Source organism: Gemmatimonas sp., from assembly GCF_041689975.1.
GTDB lineage: Bacteria > Gemmatimonadota > Gemmatimonadetes > Gemmatimonadales > Gemmatimonadaceae > Gemmatimonas.
This window is the reverse complement of sequence record NZ_JBDNFF010000243.1, coordinates 25434-40461: the sequence shown is the minus strand read 5'-3', so window position 1 is coordinate 40461 and position 15028 is coordinate 25434. Positions and strand designations below refer to the sequence as shown.

Genomic DNA, 15028 nt, shown 5'->3' with positions numbered 1-15028 from the left:
CGCAACAGCGAAGCGCAACAGCGAAGCGCAACAGCTGGAACACGGATGAAACGGATGGACGGAAACCAGACGGGATAAGCCAAAAGCGCTTTTAATCTTATCCTGTGCTGTTTCCGTCCATCCGTATTTATCCGTATTCTGGTTTTTCGCTGTTTCCGGTGCGGTGGCCGTTGCTGCGGCCTTGGACGAGGCAGCGTGATCGACGTCGAGCTGGCCGATCCCTACCGAGTTTCGCTCAGTACGTGCAGCATCGCCCGCGTGAACGCCGGCAGGTCTTTCGGCACGCGCGCGCTGACGATGGTGCCGTCGACTACGGCGGGCTCGTCGACCCAGATCGCGCCGGCGTTGGTCAGGTCATCCCGAATGCCCAGCGACGACGTCATGCGCTTTCCGCGCACGATGCCGGCCGAGATGAGAATCCAGGGGCCGTGGCAGATGGTGCCCACGACGCCGCCCTGTTCGTACACGCTCCGCACCAGCGAGAGCACGGACGGATCGCGTCGCAGCTTATCGGGTGCCCATCCGCCGGGCGCCACGATGCCGCGTAGCGTGGTCGGATCGAGGTCGGCCACCTGACCGTCCATCGTGGCGGGGTAGCCCCATTTGCCGTGATAGCTCGCCTCGCCGTTGCCGATCAGCGGCGTGTGATAGCCCGCCTCTTCCAGGCGGAGCTTTGGATACCAGACCTCGAGGTCTTCGTAGTCGGGTCCGACGAGGATGGCGATCGTGCCGAGTGTCGACATAGCGAATCTCAAATTCGGGAAAGAGGCGGAGGCCAGCGAGCTGGTGCGCCCGTGCAGTAGAATACGGCGAAGCCGGAAACGCTCCCCACGGCGTGCAGCTATTCCCGGGAATCGTACTGCGACCGGCCGCCCTTCGCCCTATACACCATGAAGCTTATCGTCGCCATCATTCGTCCGGAGAAGCTGGCGGATGTGAAACGTGCGCTCTTTCAGGTCGGCGTGACCGGCATGACGCTGTCCCGTGTGAGCGGGCACGGTGGGGAGCGGGACGTGGTACAACAGTATCGCGGAGAATCGGTGGTGCTCGAGTTCCACGAGAAGGTCCGGATTGAAATAGCCTGCTCGGAGGAGTTCGTCGAGCGCACCATCGACGCGATCTGCGACGGCGCGCGCACGGGCGACGTGGGCGACGGCAAGATCTTCGTGCTGCCGCTCGATCACACGGTGCGCATCCGCACGGGTGAGCGCGACAATCACGCGCTCACGGCCGTGAATGCCGACGAGATCATGCGACAGACGCAGCATGAAATGCGGATCCCCGACAAGGACGACTACTGATGCCGGCGCCGACGATCTCCTCGGGCGACACCGCGTGGGTCTTGATCTCGACGGCTCTCGTGCTGTTGATGGTGCCCGGGTTGGCTTTCTTTTATGGTGGACTCGTTCGCAGCAAGAGCGCGCTCAACACGATGCTGATGAGTCTGGGCGCGCTGGCGATCGTGACGGTGCAGTGGGTGCTCTTCGGCTACAGTCTCGCCTTCAGTCCGGGCTCGAGCTGGATCGGTGGCCTGAGCTTCCTCGGCTTTCAGGGAGTCACCGCCGCGCCCAATCCCACTTATGCCGCCGCGCTGCCGCATCTGCTCTTTGCCGCGTTTCAGGCGATGTTCGCCGGTATCACCGTCGCGCTCTTTTCGGGCGCGATCATCGATCGCATGCGGTTTGTGGCGTATCTCACGTTCGGTCTGATCTGGACCACGCTGGTGTATGATCCCCTCGCGCATTGGGTCTGGGGCGACGGCGGCTGGCTGCGCAAGCTCGGCGCGCTCGACTTCGCGGGCGGCACGGTGGTGCACATCAGCGCCGGCATTACCGCGCTGGTACTGGCGAAGGTGCTTGGGCCACGACGCGACTTCAAACGCGTCCCGACGGTGCCGCACAACGTGCCGTTCGCACTGCTGGGCGCGGGCCTTCTGTGGTTCGGCTGGTTCGGCTTCAACGCGGGTTCCGCGCTCGCGGCCGATGGTATCGCCGCCAACGCGCTCGTCACCACGCACGCGTCCGCGGCCTCGTGCCTGCTTACATGGATGTTGCTCGAGCTATACAAGGGCGGCCGCGCTACCGCCGTCGGCGCAGCCACCGGCGCCGTGGTCGGCCTCGTCGCCATCACCCCCGCTGCGGGGTTCGTGACGCCGATGTCGGCGTTGGCGATCGGCGTCCTCGCCGCACCCATGTCGTTCTTCGTGCTGCACTACCGCGCGAAAACCTCGCTCGACGACACGCTCGACGTGTTCGCCTGCCACGGCGTGGCCGGCATCATGGGCGCGGTGCTCACGGGCGTCTTCGCCTCGAAGGATGTGAACCCCATCGGCGCCGACGGTCTGCTGCGCGGCAACCCGTCGCTGGTGGGCATTCAAGTGCTCGCCGTCGTGGCCACGGTCGCCTTCGCCGGCACCGCGAGCTTCGGCATTCTGTCCGCCCTCAAGCTGGTGATGCCGCTACGCATACGCGTCGACGCGGAAGTGCAGGGCATCGATCTGGCCGAACATGGCGAGGAAGCGTATCACGGCAGCGACTTGAGTGACTTGACCGGTCGACGCACGGCACTGGGAGACGCGGTGGTGCTGTCGGCGAGTGACATGAAGAGTGTGGTGGCGAGGCGGGCGTAGGGCCAACCGCCAACAGCTCAGGAGGCAGGAGGGAGGGTATCAGGAGGGAGGGTATCAGGAGGGAGGGTGCAGGCACCTCGCGCCGTTCACCTGCTTCCTGCCCCCTGATACCCTCCTTCCTGCCTCCTGAGCAGTCGGCAGTTCCGCCGTCCCACAAACGAAAGGGGCGCTCACCATCACGTGAGCGCCCCACTCCTTATCTTTGCCAACGCCCCTCTTACGCCTTCGTGCGATCCTGCAGCCACGTGAGCGGGATCATGAACAGCGGAGACAGGAAAAGTACGAGCAGGGCGTTGATCCAGATCAGCGCCATGTAATACGCGGTCATCCCCAACGACGCCCAGATGGTGCCCAGCGTTCCGTGAAATTCCACTGTCTGTCTCCGAAGTCGATTGATGCCGGGCACGCAGCTGCGTGTGCCCGCCAAGTGAAGAAAAGAGTAAGCGACCGGGCGGCCGGAAGGTAGGGGGTGGTTGACGCGTCGACGTCGGTGGGCGATCAGTCCAGCATGTCCGAACTGACAATCTTCCCGCCCGAGGCACTGCTGCACGCGTCGCTCGAGGTGGCCATGGCGCCCGTCGTTGGTCCGCTCGTGTTGGCTGTCTCCGGGGGGCGCGACTCCATGGTGCTGCTGCAGGCCGTGGCGCGGTGGGCCCCTGAGCGCATCGCGGCGGTGGCCACTTTCGACCACGGCACCGGCAACTACGCGACCGAGGCGGCGTCGCTGGTGGCGGCGGAGTCGCGCCGACTGGGGCTCACGGTGGTGCGCGAGCGGTCGCGCACGCCGGGCCACAGTGAAGCGGCGTGGCGCGCGGCCCGATGGGACTTTCTCGGCCGGATCGCCCGCGCCTACAAGGCGCGGGTGGCCACGGCGCATACGCGCGATGACCAGCTCGAGACTGTCGTGATGCGTCTCATGCGTGGGGCGGGTGCGCGCGGCCTGGCGGCATTGGCCGCGCCCTCGCGCGTGGTGCGCCCTTGGCTCGGTGTATCGCGGGCTGAGCTGGCCCGCTGGGCGACGCTGGAGAAGGTTGCCTATCTCGATGATCCGATGAACGTCTCGCGCGCCTTCCTGCGCGGACGTGTTCGGCACGAGCTGCTGCCGGCGCTCGAGGCGACGACGCCCGGCTTCGCTGACCAGATCCTCGCGAGCGCCGAGAAGGCGGCGTCGTGGCGACGCGAGGTCGAAGGGCACGTCGATGCGATCGGCCTTGCCGTGTCGCCGTCGCTCGATCGGGTGTCCTGCCCGGCGGCGGCACTGGAGTCCACCTCCAGCGAAGGGCGCGGTGTGCTGTGGCCTGCAATCTGCGCCCGCGCCGGTGTGACACTGGACGCCAAAGGAACTCGCGAGCTCGTGAAGTTTACCAGATCAGGGAAGCGTGGCTCGAGTATTTGTGTCTCAGGTGGAGCGATCGTGCTGCGACGGGGCGCTGCTGCGGGCGAACCAGTCGGCGATCGGTACGAAGTGCGGCGGGTGTCGCCGCCACGGGTTCGCGACGCGTCACGTGCGTGGTCTGGTGTCTCCGAAACGTTGCCACCGCGCTTCGGACGGTTCCGTTGGCGACGACTGCACACCGCGCCACCACCCGGCGAGTGTATGGAGCAGGACCTGTGGTCCATGGGGTTCCCCCGTGGCGAACAGGTCGTGCTGCGCGTCTGGACCGCAGGAGATCGCATCCGAACCGCTGGTGCGCCAGCAGGGAGGCGCGTCACGCGATACTTTTCAGCAGCACATATACCCGCATTGGATCGGCCAACGTGGCCGGTCTTGCTCGTCGCCAACGAGCTCGTGTGGGTTCCTGGAGTTTGCCGTGCTCTCGCGGCACCGTCCCGGCCCGGTCGGTCGGAGTTGATCTGGTACCGGTGTGAGCCCGAGTGTGACTGAGCAGAGCCAACCCATCGCGGAAGATCCTCGCCTCGACGGCCGTGCCGTGAGGCGTATCGTGTACGATGCCGCCACTATTGCCGCGCGTGTGCAGGAGCTGGGCGTGGCGATCACGGCGGCGTATCCCGATGGTGATTTGCTCGTGCTGGGACTGCTCAAGGGCAGTTTTATCTTTCTCAGCGACCTCGTGCGCCACATCCAGCGCCCGTTGCAAGTCGATTTCCTCGTGGCCTCGTCGTACGGCGACGCGATGGAATCGAGCGGCGTGGTGCGTCTTCTCTACGATCCGGAAACGGAACTGGAGGGGAAACACATTGTGTTAGTTGAAGACATCGTGGATTCCGGTCGTACGCTCAATCGGCTCATCGAGCTGTTGGGCGACCGGAAGCCGCGTTCGCTCGAAATCTGCGCGCTGCTGCACAAGCACATCGCGACGGAGCTCCATCATCCCACGCGGTTCATCGGGTTCGATGCGCCGCACGAATTTCTGGTTGGCTACGGGCTAGACCACGCCGAGAATTTTCGGCACCTCCCGTATGTCGCCAGCCTGCAGTAAGGCGCTCAACCCATGGCAACAAACATGACGCCCTCGCCGAAGAAGCCGTTCAACTGGGGACGCTTCTCCAAGACGCTGTCCTTCTGGATCCTCGTGATCCTGATTCCGACCGCGTTCCTGACGTACGGAAACGGTCGTGAATCGCAGGCGCCGGAACTCGACTACAACGCGTATCGACAGCAACTCGAAGTCGGCAACATCAAGACGGCCACGTTCCAGACCGACAACGTGCTGGCTGGTCAATTCAACCAACCGGTGCGGGTGAACAACCGCGAGGCGCGGAAGTTTGTCACGCGTCTGGTGGCGGGCTCCGCCGAAAAGGAGCAGGCGCGCCTCTTCGAGCGTGGTGTGCGGACCAACGCCACCGAGCCGCGTGCGAACTTCGGCAGTCTGCTCATCACCATGCTGCCGTATATCCTGCTCATCGGCTTCTGGATCTTCCTGTTCCGCCAGATGCAATCGGGCGGTAACAAGGCGTTTTCGTTCGGCAAAAGTAAGGCGAAGCTGCTGAGCGGCGACACGCCCAAGATCACCTTTGCCGACGTCGCCGGTGCCGATGAAGCGAAGGTCGAACTGCAAGAAATCATCGAGTTTCTGAAGGATCCGCAGAAGTTCACCAAGCTTGGTGGTCGCTTGCCGAAGGGTGCGCTCCTGGTCGGTCCTCCGGGTACCGGCAAGACGCTGCTCGCCAAAGCCGTGGCCGGTGAGGCCGCCCGTCCGTTCTTCTCGATGTCTGGCTCCGACTTCGTGGAAATGTTCGTCGGCGTCGGCGCCTCGCGCGTGCGCGATTTGTTCGAGCAGGGCAAGGCACATGCGCCGTGCATCATCTTCATCGATGAAATCGATGCCGTCGGTCGCCATCGCGGCTCCGGCATGGGTGGTGGTCACGACGAGCGCGAGCAGACGCTCAACCAGCTGCTCGTGGAAATGGATGGCTTCGAGTCGAACGAGGGCGTGATCCTGATCGCGGCCACGAACCGTCCCGATGTGCTCGACCCCGCGCTGCTGCGCCCGGGCCGCTTCGACCGTCAGATCGTGGTCGACGCGCCGGATCTCCGCGGCCGTGAGGGTATTCTCAAGGTCCACCTGCGCAACAAGCCGCAGGCCGAAGACGTGAGCGTGCATCTGTTGGCGCGTGGTACCCCGGGCATGGCTGGCGCCGACCTCGCGAATCTGGTGAATGAAGGCGCGTTGCTCGCGGCCCGAAAGGGTCACGACAAGATCTACATGAGCGATCTCGAGGAAGCGAAGGATCGCGTCATGCTGGGCGCCGAGCGCAAGTCGCTCGTCATGAAGGACGATGAGCGTCGTCTCACGGCGTTTCATGAAGCCGGACATGCGGTGTGTGCGATGATGGTCTACGGCAACGATCCGTTGCACAAAGTCACCATCGTGCCGCGTGGTCGCGCGCTCGGTATCGCCTTCACGCTTCCCGAGGATGATCGGGTGTCGGTCACCCGCGAGCAGCTCGAAGCGAAGCTCGTGATGGCGTACGGTGGTCGTGCCGCCGAAGAGATCGTGTTCGGTCACAACCGCGTCACCACCGGCGCGGCCAGCGACATTCAGCAGGCCACCAGCATCGCCCGTCGGTACGTCACGCAGTGGGGACTCTCCGATACCATCGGGCCGATCCTGGTTGGTGACGTCGAACAGGAGCTCTTTCTCGGTCGCGACATCCAGACGCGTCGGGAGGTCTCCGAGCAGACCGCGCAGCTGGTCGATTCCGAAGTGAAACGCGTGGCGTTCGAGGCGCATGCTCGGGCCGTCGCCGTGCTCACCGAGCATCGTTCGCTGCTCGACATCGTGGCTACGCAGTTGCTCGAGCGCGAGACGCTCACGCGTGACGACATTTTGCTGCTCAAGGCCGGCAAGGAACTGCCGCCGCGCCTGCCGCCCGACATGCCGATGATGCCGCAAACGCTGGCGACGCCGGCCGTGCCGGTGGCCCGTCCGATCGCGCCGCCGATGCTGGGCGGTCCGGAAATCGCCCCTGCATAATCGCGACCTGGGTCCGGCGTGACGGACCTCAGCAACGTGCAGGAAATGCAGTGCACACGGCGCGACGGCCTCGAATTCGGGGTCGTCGCGTGACGTTGGCGGGTTGACCACAACGCGAAGACCGCCGCGCGCCCGTTTTCAGCTACCACCGTCGATCATCGCCCCGGTCGTGGCCGTTGTGGTGCTGTTCTCGGCGTATCTCGCCACGGCCGCGCCGGATCTCACCTTTTGGGATGCCACGGAACTCGTGACGGCGGCGCGCACGCTCGGCATTCCGCATCCGCCGGGCACTCCGCTCTGGGTGCTCATCGCGCACGTGGTCTCGAACCTGTTCTCCAATACCGGACCGGCACGTGCCGTGACCATGGTGTCGGTGCTGGCGAGTGCGTTGGTGGGCGGTGTCGGTGCGTCGATGCTGGGACGGTGGATTGGATCGCGTGGTGCCGTAGTTGGCGCCGTGGTCGCCGGCACGATGACGACAGTCTGGAGTAATGCCACCGAGACCGAAGTGTATGCGCTGTCGTTGCTCTGCTCGGCGCTGATGCTCGCTGCTGGCGAGTATGCCGGTCGGCCTGGTGTGTCGGATCACGCGTGTCGCCGCGCGCGCGCGCTGATCGTGTTCATGGCGGCGATCGCGGTGCCGTTGCATTTGAGTGTATTGGTGGCACTGCCGGCCGCGCTGGTGTTCGCGTGGAGCGGCCCTCGTGTACGGCGGCTCGATGTGATCGGCTGGGGCGCGCTCGCTCTGCTCGGTGTGTCGGCGGTGGCCGTGCTTCCGCTGCTGTACGCTGCCGGGCCCGAACTGGCGTCGGGTCATCCCGACTCGCTGCGGGCGCTGGTGGCTGTGCTGCGCCGCGAGCAGTACCAAGTTGCCGGACTGCTGCCGCGCATGGCGCCGCTCTGGCTGCAGCTGGCGAACGTGTTCGAGTGGGCCGACTGGCAGGTCGCGTTCGGCGTCCATCCGTTCCCCACGCCGTCCGTGCCGCGCACCCTGCTTACCCTGTCGTTCGTGTGGCTGGCGGCGATCGGGCTGCGCACGGTGTGGCGTTATGAGGCGCGGGTAGGGCGCGCCATGCTGGTGCTGCTGCTGTCGGGCACCATGGGAGTGGCCTGCTGGCTCAACATGCGTGCTGGTCCCACGTTCGGCGGCAGCTTCATTCCGGCCGGCGCAGCGCATGAGGCGCGTGAACGCGACTACTTCTTCGTACTCGGTTTCTGGAGCTGGGGACTATTGGCGGGGGCTGGTCTTGCCGCGATCGCGGCGGCGTTCTCCAAACGCCTGCCAGCGCCGATCGCCGCCTTGCCGCTGCTGCTCGGCGCCGTGCCGCTGGTGGCCAATCGTTCCGTGATGGATCGCACCCGTGAGCCGATCGCGATGATGCCACGCGCCTACGCCCGGCTCCTGCTCGACGCGGTACCGCAGCGCGGGGTGCTGCTCGCCGCCGGTGACAACGACACGTTTCCGCTTTGGTATCTGCAGCAGGTGGAAGATTACCGGTCGGATGTGACCGTGGTCACGGTGCCGCTCCTCGGCGCCGCGTGGTACCGCGAGTCGCTCGCCAAGCGTCGGCTGTTACCGCCCGAGGCGGTGCGCAGTTGGCCGGGGCTCGAGGCCACGCTGCGGTCGGTCATGATCCACGCCACCGAAGACGGGCGCGACGTGCGGGTCAGCACCTTGCTGGCCCGTCCCGACCGCGATCGCATCGACCGGACGCAGGGATGGGCGTTGCAGGGGCTGGTCTATGCGCCGTCGGCGAGTACTGCGCGGGGCGCGATCACGCTCGATGCCCCCGCGTTGGCGCGCGCGCGGGAGCAGGTGCCTCGCTCCGTGCTCGCCCCTATCCCGGCCGGCGCCGATCCGGCCGTGGCGCAGATGCAGTCGCTGCTGCGTTGTACGCAAGTGCGGCGTATCGACGACCCGTTACTTGTGTCGTCGTGCAATGCTCCCTAACCTTATGTGCTATGCCAATTTCGGACCATGTCGCAACGATGGTGGCGGAGGTTCGTGAGCGCATCGCCGCCGCACGCGCACGGGGCGGACACGGACAGGACGTCACCCTGATCGCGGTCACGAAAACCCATGGTCCCGACGCCGTTCTGGCGGCCTGGCACGCGGGCGTCCACGATGTGGGCGAGAACAAAGTGCAGGAAGCCGAAGCAAAGATGGCGCAGGTGCCGGTGCCGGTCCGCTGGCATCTGATCGGTCATCTTCAGCGCAACAAGGCGAAGAATGCCGCGACGTTCGACCTCGTCCACAGTCTCGATAGCGAACGGCTTGCCGTCGCGCTCAACGACGCGGCCGGCGTGGCGCAGCGGGTGCTCGAGGTGCTAGTGCAGGTCAACGTGAGCGGGGAGTCCACTAAGAGTGGGTTTGCGCTCCACGAACTGCCGACCGTCGCTGAGCGCCTCCACGCCTGCAGCAATCTGCGAGTCCGGGGCGTGATGACGATGGCGCCGTTCGATGCCGATGAATCGGTATTGCGTGGCGTCTTCCATGGCGCGCGGGACGCGCGGTCGCAGCTGCAGGCGGCCGGGTTCGGGGCCGAGTGGTTGAGCATGGGCATGTCGGGCGACTACGAAATCGCTGTCGAAGAAGGCGCAACGCATGTACGGCTGGGCACAATGCTGTTCGGCAGTCGGACCTGATTCACCCGGGAATTCGCATGGCGGACGACGGCTTTCAAGGCTTCCATCTCACCGCGCTCGATGCGCGGCGCTTCGATTTCGGCAACGCACTGCGTGGCTACGATCGCGCGCGCGTAGACCAGTTCCGCGAGCAGGTCGCCGAGGAACTGGAGCGCTTGTCGCGTGCCAATCAGGAGCTCGATCAGAAGGCGCGTAACTTCCACGAGCAGCTGAAGTCGTTTCGCGATCGCGACAAGGCGCTCAACGAAGCGCTCGTGAGCGCCCAGCAATTGCGCGGTGACATCAAGGAGCAGGCGGAGCGCGAGGCGCAGTTGATCCTGCGTGAAGCGCAGGCCGAGGCCGACAAGCTGCTGCAGGGTGTGCGCGACGAACTGCGTCGCACCGAAGAAGAGGTGCAAGCGCTCTGGCGCACGCGTCGGAGCTATCTCGCGCAGCTGCGTCATCATCTCGAACGTCAACTCACCGAGCTGAACTCCGCGGAATCCGAACCGATCCCCGACTTCACGACGCCGCGCACCATGGCGGCGATCCGTGCGGAACCATCGGTGGTGCAGGAGATTCGCGAGTTACCCCCACGCCCGGCGGCCCCTACGCCGTCGTGGCTCGATGTTGTCGAGGATGACGCATGACCGCCTCACAGAATTCCCGTCCGCAGCTGCAGTACACGCAGGAGCACACGGCGGTCGGCCTGTCGCATCCGGCGCTCGGTCTGCACGCACGTGAACGCATCGAAGCGTGTGCGCAGGCCGTGCGCGCGCGCTTTTCGCGCGCGGTCGATGCCGCGATCATCCTTGGCACCGGCCTTGGTGGCCTGGCCGACGAGATCGACGTCGAGCAGACGATCGAGTACAAGGATCTGCCCAACTTTCCGCTGTCCACCGTCGAGTCGCACAAGGGCCGGTTGCTCTGCGGCACGCTCGGCGGCAAGACGGTCGTAGCCATGCAGGGCCGCTTCCATCGCTACGAGGGCTATTCGCTGCAGCAGGTCACGTTCCCCGTGCGCGTGCTGCGGGCGCTGGGCGCACAGACGTTGATCGTGAGCAACGCGTGTGGCGGTATGCATCCGCTGTGGGAGGCGGGCGATCTGATGCTGATCTCCGATCACATCAACCTGCTCGGTGACAATCCGCTCATCGGACCGAACGACGACACGCTCGGTGCGCGCTTCCCCGACATGTCGGAACCGTACGATCCGGCCCTCCGTGCGCTCGCGCGCGAGGTGGCGGTGCAGAACGGCATCACACTGCGTGAAGGCGTGTATGTAGCGGTGCAGGGGCCCAACCTGGAAACGCGCTCCGAGTATCGTTTTCTGCGTGGTATCGGCGCCGACGTGGTAGGCATGAGTACCGTGCCGGAAGTGATCGTGGCGCTCCACGGCGGTATGCGCGTACTCGGGCTGTCCATCATTACCGACAAGTGTCTTCCGGATGCGCTCGAGCCGGCCAGTCTTGCCCAGATCGTGGGCGTGGCCCGTTCCGCCGAACCGAAGCTTGCCGCCGTCGTGAAGGGCGTGATCGCGCGCATGTAGCACCGCGCGTCCGCTGTGTCACCGCTGTTTCGCTACCTGACTGAACGCTCCGAATTACCCGCTCTCATGACTGCACCGCAGGACACCGTTTCGTATCCGCTTCTTCCCGACTCGGGCGCTGACGCCTTCGAGCAGGAACTGCTCGCGCGCTGGGACGCCGAACAGCTGTTCGAGCAGGCACAGGCCGCGCGGGCCGGCGCCAAGCCGTTCGTGTTCTACGAGGGGCCGCCCACGGCCAATGGCCGTCCGGGCATTCACCATGTATTCTCACGCACGATCAAGGACCTCTTCTGCCGCCACCGCGCGATGCAGGGATACTTCGTGCCGCGGAAGGCCGGGTGGGATACGCACGGCCTGCCGGTGGAAATCGAAGTCGAGAAAGAGCTGCAGCGCGAAGAAGCGGCGCGTCAGGGCGTCGATCCGTCGGAGATCGCGAAACTTGGCGGCAAGCAGCTCATCGAACAAACCGGTGTGGCCGAGTTCAACCGTCGCTGCCGCGAGAGCGTGTTCAAGTATCGCGGCGACTGGGAAAAGCTCTCGCAGCGCACGGCCTACTGGCTCGACTACGACGACCCCTACGTCACGTACTCGCACAACTTCGTGGAGTCGGTGTGGTGGGCCCTGCGTACGCTGCACGAGAAATCGCTGCTGGTGCGCGGGCACAAGATCCTGCCGTATTGTGCGCGCTGTGGTACCGCGCTCTCCAGCCACGAGGTCGCGCAGGGGTATGACGACGTCGACGATCCGAGCGTGTACGTGGCGCTCGATCTGCTCGACGAGCAGGGCCACGCGCCTGCGCAGCGTCGTCGCATTCTGGTGTGGACGACCACGCCGTGGACGCTTGTGTCGAACACCGCGCTGGCGGTGCATCCCACACTCACGTACGTGGAGCTGCGCAAGAAGTCGGGCACCGAGTGGACCATCATTCTGGCCGACGCGCGCGTGTCGGGCGTGCTCGGCGCCGATTGGGCGGATCGCTGGGACGTGACCGGCCAGATGACCGGCGCGGACCTGTCGGGCAAACGCTATCGCCGACCGCTGGACTGGGTGCCGTATCCCGAAGAGGGCCGTCATGAAGTGATCGTGACGGAAGACTTCGTGAGTGCGGACGACGGCAGCGGCGTGGTGCATATGGCGCCGGCCTTCGGTGCCGACGACTACGCAGCGGGCCAGCGTCATGGCCTCGCCTTCCTGCAGCCGGTGACGGCGCGCGGCGAGTTCACCGACGATGTGCCGGAAGTGGGCGGCGTATTCGTGAAGCAAGCCGACGCGCGTATCATCGAGGTGCTACGCGAGCGCGACGTGCTCTGGAAAGCCACCACCTTCACGCACTCGTATCCCCATTGCTGGCGCTGCGGCACGCCGCTGCTGTACTACGCACGCGGGTCGTGGTTCGTGCGCACCACGGCGACGCGTGACAGCCTGATGGCGCGAAATGCGGCCGTGGATTGGCATCCTGACGAAGTCGGCACCGGCCGCTTCGGTGAGTGGCTTGCCAACAACGTCGACTGGGCTATTTCGCGCGATCGCTACTGGGGTACGCCGCTCCCGGTGTGGGTCAATGACGCAGACGCCACTGAAATCGATGTGATCGGCAGCTATGCCGATCTCGCCGCGCGCATCGGCCGGCCGCTGCCCGAGGATTTCGATCCGCACAAGCCGCACATTGATCAATACACGTGGCCGGCCCCGTCGGGGACGGGTACCATGCGTCGCGTGCCCGAAGTGATCGACACCTGGTTCGACTCGGGCTCGATGCCGTTCGCACAGTGGCACTATCCGTTCGAGAACCACGACAAAGTCGAGGCGCAGTTCCCGGCCGACTTCATCTGCGAGGGCGTCGATCAGACGCGTGGCTGGTTCTACTCGCTGCTGGCGATCGCGACGGGGCTGGGCGATGCGCTGCCCAACAACACCGATCGCACCGCGGCGCCGTATCGCCATGTGGTCGTGAACGACCTCGTGCTCGACGCGCAGGGTCAGAAGATGTCCAAGAGCAAGGGCAATACCGTCGACCCGTGGCAGGTACTGGAGCGTCATGGCGCCGATGCGGTACGTCTGTTTCTGGTGGCCACCAGCCAGGTGTGGGTGCCGCGTCGTTTCGACGAGAACGCGATCCGCGAAACGGCCGGGCGGTTCCTGCTTACTTTTCGCAACGTGTACAACGGCATCTTCGCGCAGTACGCCAACTTCGGATGGACGCCGAGCGCGAACGATCCCCGAGTGGCCGATCGTCCGGCGTTGGATCGCTGGATCCTGTCGCGTCTCACGCGGGTGGAGGCGGAAGTCGATCAGTATCTCGACAACTACGACGCCACCCTGGCGGCGCGTCGCGTGATGCAGTTCATGGACGACGACGTCTCCAAGTGGTACGTGCGTCAGTCGCGCGCCCGCTTTTATGAAATCGACAGCGCCGACAACCGGGCGGCGTTCGCCACCCTGCACGAAGTGCTCGCTGTCACTTGCCGGTTGCTGGCGCCGTTCGCGCCATTCATCACCGACGCCGTGCACCGAGCCCTGACCGGAACGTCGGTGCACCTCGCCTCGTATACGCGGCCGAATCCGACGCCGGTTGACGAAACACTCGAGTCCGCCATGAACGACATTCGGACCCTGGCGGGGCTGGCCCGTGCGGCCCGCGACGTGGCCGACGTGAATGTGCGCCAGCCCCTGCCGTCGGTGCAGTGCGTGGTGCCGGGGCACCCCGGACCGGCGTCGGAACTGGGTGCCCTACTTGCCTCCGAGATCAACGTGAAGTTGGTGGAGTTTGTGAGCTCAACCGACGCCCTCGTATCGCTCGAGGTGAAGGGCAATTTCCGCACGCTCGGCAAGAAGTTCGGCAAGGAGACGCCGCTGGTGGCGGCGGCCGTGCCGGTCATGCCCGTCGAGCTCATCCGTCAGCTGGCCGGTGGCGAATCGGTCACGATCGAGGTGGCGGGAACTCCGCGCTTGATTGCTCCCGATGACGTCGCCATCATCCGGCGCGCCTCGGGTGCCGCCGTGGTTCAGGAAAGTGGCGGATACGGCGTGGCGCTCGACACCACGATTACCCCCGCGCTGCGGGCTGAAGGGTTGGCACGCGAAGTGATCAGCAGAGTGCAGCGTCTCCGGAAGGAGGCGCAGCTGGATGTGAGTGACCGCATCGCGGTGGCAATCGCCGGTGATGAGGAGCTGGAGGGCGCTGTGGCCACGCACCGTGGCCGTATCGCTGACGAGGTGCTCGCCGTGCGATTGGTGCTCGGCACGGAGGCTGGCTCGCCGTTCCATGCAGATGGCAACGGTTCCACGTGGACCGCGACGCAGGTGGTGGACGTCGATGGACGTTCGATCCGCCTCGCGCTCACCAAGGAAGGGTCGTAATGGCTGGATCCAACGCCGCGAAGGATACGAAGAAGTCGAAGCCGATGCCCAAGAAGCAATTACAGCACTTCCAGAAGCGGTTACTCGAAGAGCGGAAACGCGTGCTGAAGGAGCTCGGGCACCACGGGGAAGCGTTCGGTCCCAACGGCGATGCCGACGGCGACACCAGTGCGTACTCCTTCCATATGGCCGATCAGGGCACCGACGCCATGGAACGGGAGAAGGCGTTCCTGTTTGCTTCGCAGGAGGGTCGCTTCCTGTTTCATATCGATCAGGCCCTGCGTCGCTTGTACAAGTCGCCGGAGACATTCGGCAAGTGCCACCAGTGTTGGGAAGATATCGCGTTCGAGCGACTCGACGCCTTGCCGCATGCGCGCTACTGCTTTGCGTGCAAGCAGCGTGAGGAAGACGCCAAAAAGGGCTGAT

Annotated in this window: 13 protein-coding genes; 11 read left to right on the top strand and 2 right to left on the bottom strand. The window is 65.3% G+C overall.

What is annotated here, in order from left to right; genetic code table 11:
* Positions 1–221: 221 nt before the first annotated feature.
* Positions 222–743: a type 1 glutamine amidotransferase domain-containing protein gene (locus ACESNG_RS15625; RefSeq protein ID WP_373062057.1), complete on the bottom strand. Its 522-nt coding sequence runs from the start codon at positions 741–743 to the stop codon at positions 222–224.
* A gap of 147 nt (positions 744–890) precedes the next feature.
* Between ACESNG_RS15625 and ACESNG_RS15620 the strand changes: the two genes are divergently transcribed.
* Positions 891–1301 (top strand): P-II family nitrogen regulator, encoded by a 411-nt coding sequence (locus ACESNG_RS15620; RefSeq protein WP_373062059.1) that lies wholly within the window; start codon positions 891–893, stop codon positions 1299–1301.
* Positions 1301–2629, top strand: a complete 1329-nt coding sequence (locus ACESNG_RS15615; RefSeq protein ID WP_373062061.1) for an ammonium transporter — start codon at positions 1301–1303, stop codon at positions 2627–2629. The genes ACESNG_RS15620 and ACESNG_RS15615 overlap by 1 nt, the downstream gene beginning before the upstream one ends.
* A gap of 217 nt (positions 2630–2846) precedes the next feature.
* Here the strand turns inward: ACESNG_RS15615 and ACESNG_RS15610 are convergent, their stop codons facing one another.
* Entirely contained in the window at positions 2847–3002 is a 156-nt protein-coding gene (locus tag ACESNG_RS15610) for a hypothetical protein (RefSeq protein ID WP_373062063.1), read from the bottom strand.
* Positions 3003–3137: 135 nt separating this feature from the next.
* On the opposite strand from ACESNG_RS15610, the gene tilS reads away from it, so the two are divergent.
* The 9 genes from tilS (at position 3138) to ACESNG_RS15565 (ending at position 15027) form a co-directional block, all read left to right on the top strand.
* The gene (gene tilS / locus ACESNG_RS15605; protein ID WP_373062065.1) at positions 3138–4514 is read left to right on the top strand and encodes a tRNA lysidine(34) synthetase TilS; all 1377 of its coding nucleotides are present in this window, start codon (positions 3138–3140) and stop codon (positions 4512–4514) included.
* Positions 4507–5070 (top strand): hypoxanthine phosphoribosyltransferase, encoded by a 564-nt coding sequence (gene hpt / locus ACESNG_RS15600; RefSeq protein WP_373069656.1) that lies wholly within the window; start codon positions 4507–4509, stop codon positions 5068–5070. Before tilS ends, hpt begins: the two co-directional genes overlap by 8 nt.
* 12 nt (positions 5071–5082) lie before the next feature.
* The gene (ftsH, locus tag ACESNG_RS15595; protein ID WP_373062069.1) at positions 5083–7068 is read left to right on the top strand and encodes an ATP-dependent zinc metalloprotease FtsH; all 1986 of its coding nucleotides are present in this window, start codon (positions 5083–5085) and stop codon (positions 7066–7068) included.
* 103 nt (positions 7069–7171) lie between these two features.
* Positions 7172–9019, top strand: coding sequence for a protein O-mannosyl-transferase family (locus ACESNG_RS15590; RefSeq protein ID WP_373062071.1), 1848 nt, complete (start codon positions 7172–7174; stop codon positions 9017–9019).
* A gap of 11 nt (positions 9020–9030) precedes the next feature.
* On the top strand, positions 9031–9714 hold the full coding sequence (locus ACESNG_RS15585) for a YggS family pyridoxal phosphate-dependent enzyme (protein ID WP_373062073.1): 684 nt from the start codon (positions 9031–9033) through the stop codon (positions 9712–9714).
* Between the two features lie 17 nt (positions 9715–9731).
* Positions 9732–10343: a DivIVA domain-containing protein gene (locus ACESNG_RS15580; RefSeq protein WP_373062075.1), complete on the top strand. Its 612-nt coding sequence runs from the start codon at positions 9732–9734 to the stop codon at positions 10341–10343.
* Positions 10344–10423: 80 nt separating this feature from the next.
* Complete coding sequence (locus tag ACESNG_RS15575) at positions 10424–11242, top strand: purine-nucleoside phosphorylase (protein WP_373062145.1); 819 nt, start codon at positions 10424–10426, stop codon at positions 11240–11242.
* A 66-nt stretch (positions 11243–11308) separates the two neighbouring features.
* A complete protein-coding gene (ileS, locus tag ACESNG_RS15570; protein ID WP_373062077.1) occupies positions 11309–14602 on the top strand; it encodes an isoleucine--tRNA ligase in 3294 nt (1097 codons plus the stop codon).
* Positions 14602–15027: a TraR/DksA family transcriptional regulator gene (locus ACESNG_RS15565; RefSeq protein ID WP_373062079.1), complete on the top strand. Its 426-nt coding sequence runs from the start codon at positions 14602–14604 to the stop codon at positions 15025–15027. The genes ileS and ACESNG_RS15565 overlap by 1 nt, the downstream gene beginning before the upstream one ends.
* The last annotated feature ends 1 nt before the right edge of the window (position 15028 follow it).

Excerpts from the sequence above, each read along its gene's own strand:
- ftsH (WP_373062069.1), top strand. The coding sequence starts at position 5,083 with ATGGCAACAAACATGACGCCCTCGCCGAAGAAGCCGTTCAACTGGGGA.
- ACESNG_RS15625 (WP_373062057.1), bottom strand. The coding sequence starts at position 743 with ATGTCGACACTCGGCACGATCGCCATCCTCGTCGGACCCGACTACGAA.
- ACESNG_RS15615 (WP_373062061.1), top strand. The coding sequence starts at position 1,301 with ATGCCGGCGCCGACGATCTCCTCGGGCGACACCGCGTGGGTCTTGATC.
- ACESNG_RS15585 (WP_373062073.1), top strand. The coding sequence starts at position 9,031 with ATGCCAATTTCGGACCATGTCGCAACGATGGTGGCGGAGGTTCGTGAG.
- ACESNG_RS15580 (WP_373062075.1), top strand. The coding sequence starts at position 9,732 with ATGGCGGACGACGGCTTTCAAGGCTTCCATCTCACCGCGCTCGATGCG.
- ACESNG_RS15620 (WP_373062059.1), top strand. The coding sequence starts at position 891 with ATGAAGCTTATCGTCGCCATCATTCGTCCGGAGAAGCTGGCGGATGTG.
- tilS (WP_373062065.1), top strand. The coding sequence starts at position 3,138 with ATGTCCGAACTGACAATCTTCCCGCCCGAGGCACTGCTGCACGCGTCG.
- ileS (WP_373062077.1), top strand. The coding sequence starts at position 11,309 with ATGACTGCACCGCAGGACACCGTTTCGTATCCGCTTCTTCCCGACTCG.
- ACESNG_RS15565 (WP_373062079.1), top strand. The coding sequence starts at position 14,602 with ATGGCTGGATCCAACGCCGCGAAGGATACGAAGAAGTCGAAGCCGATG.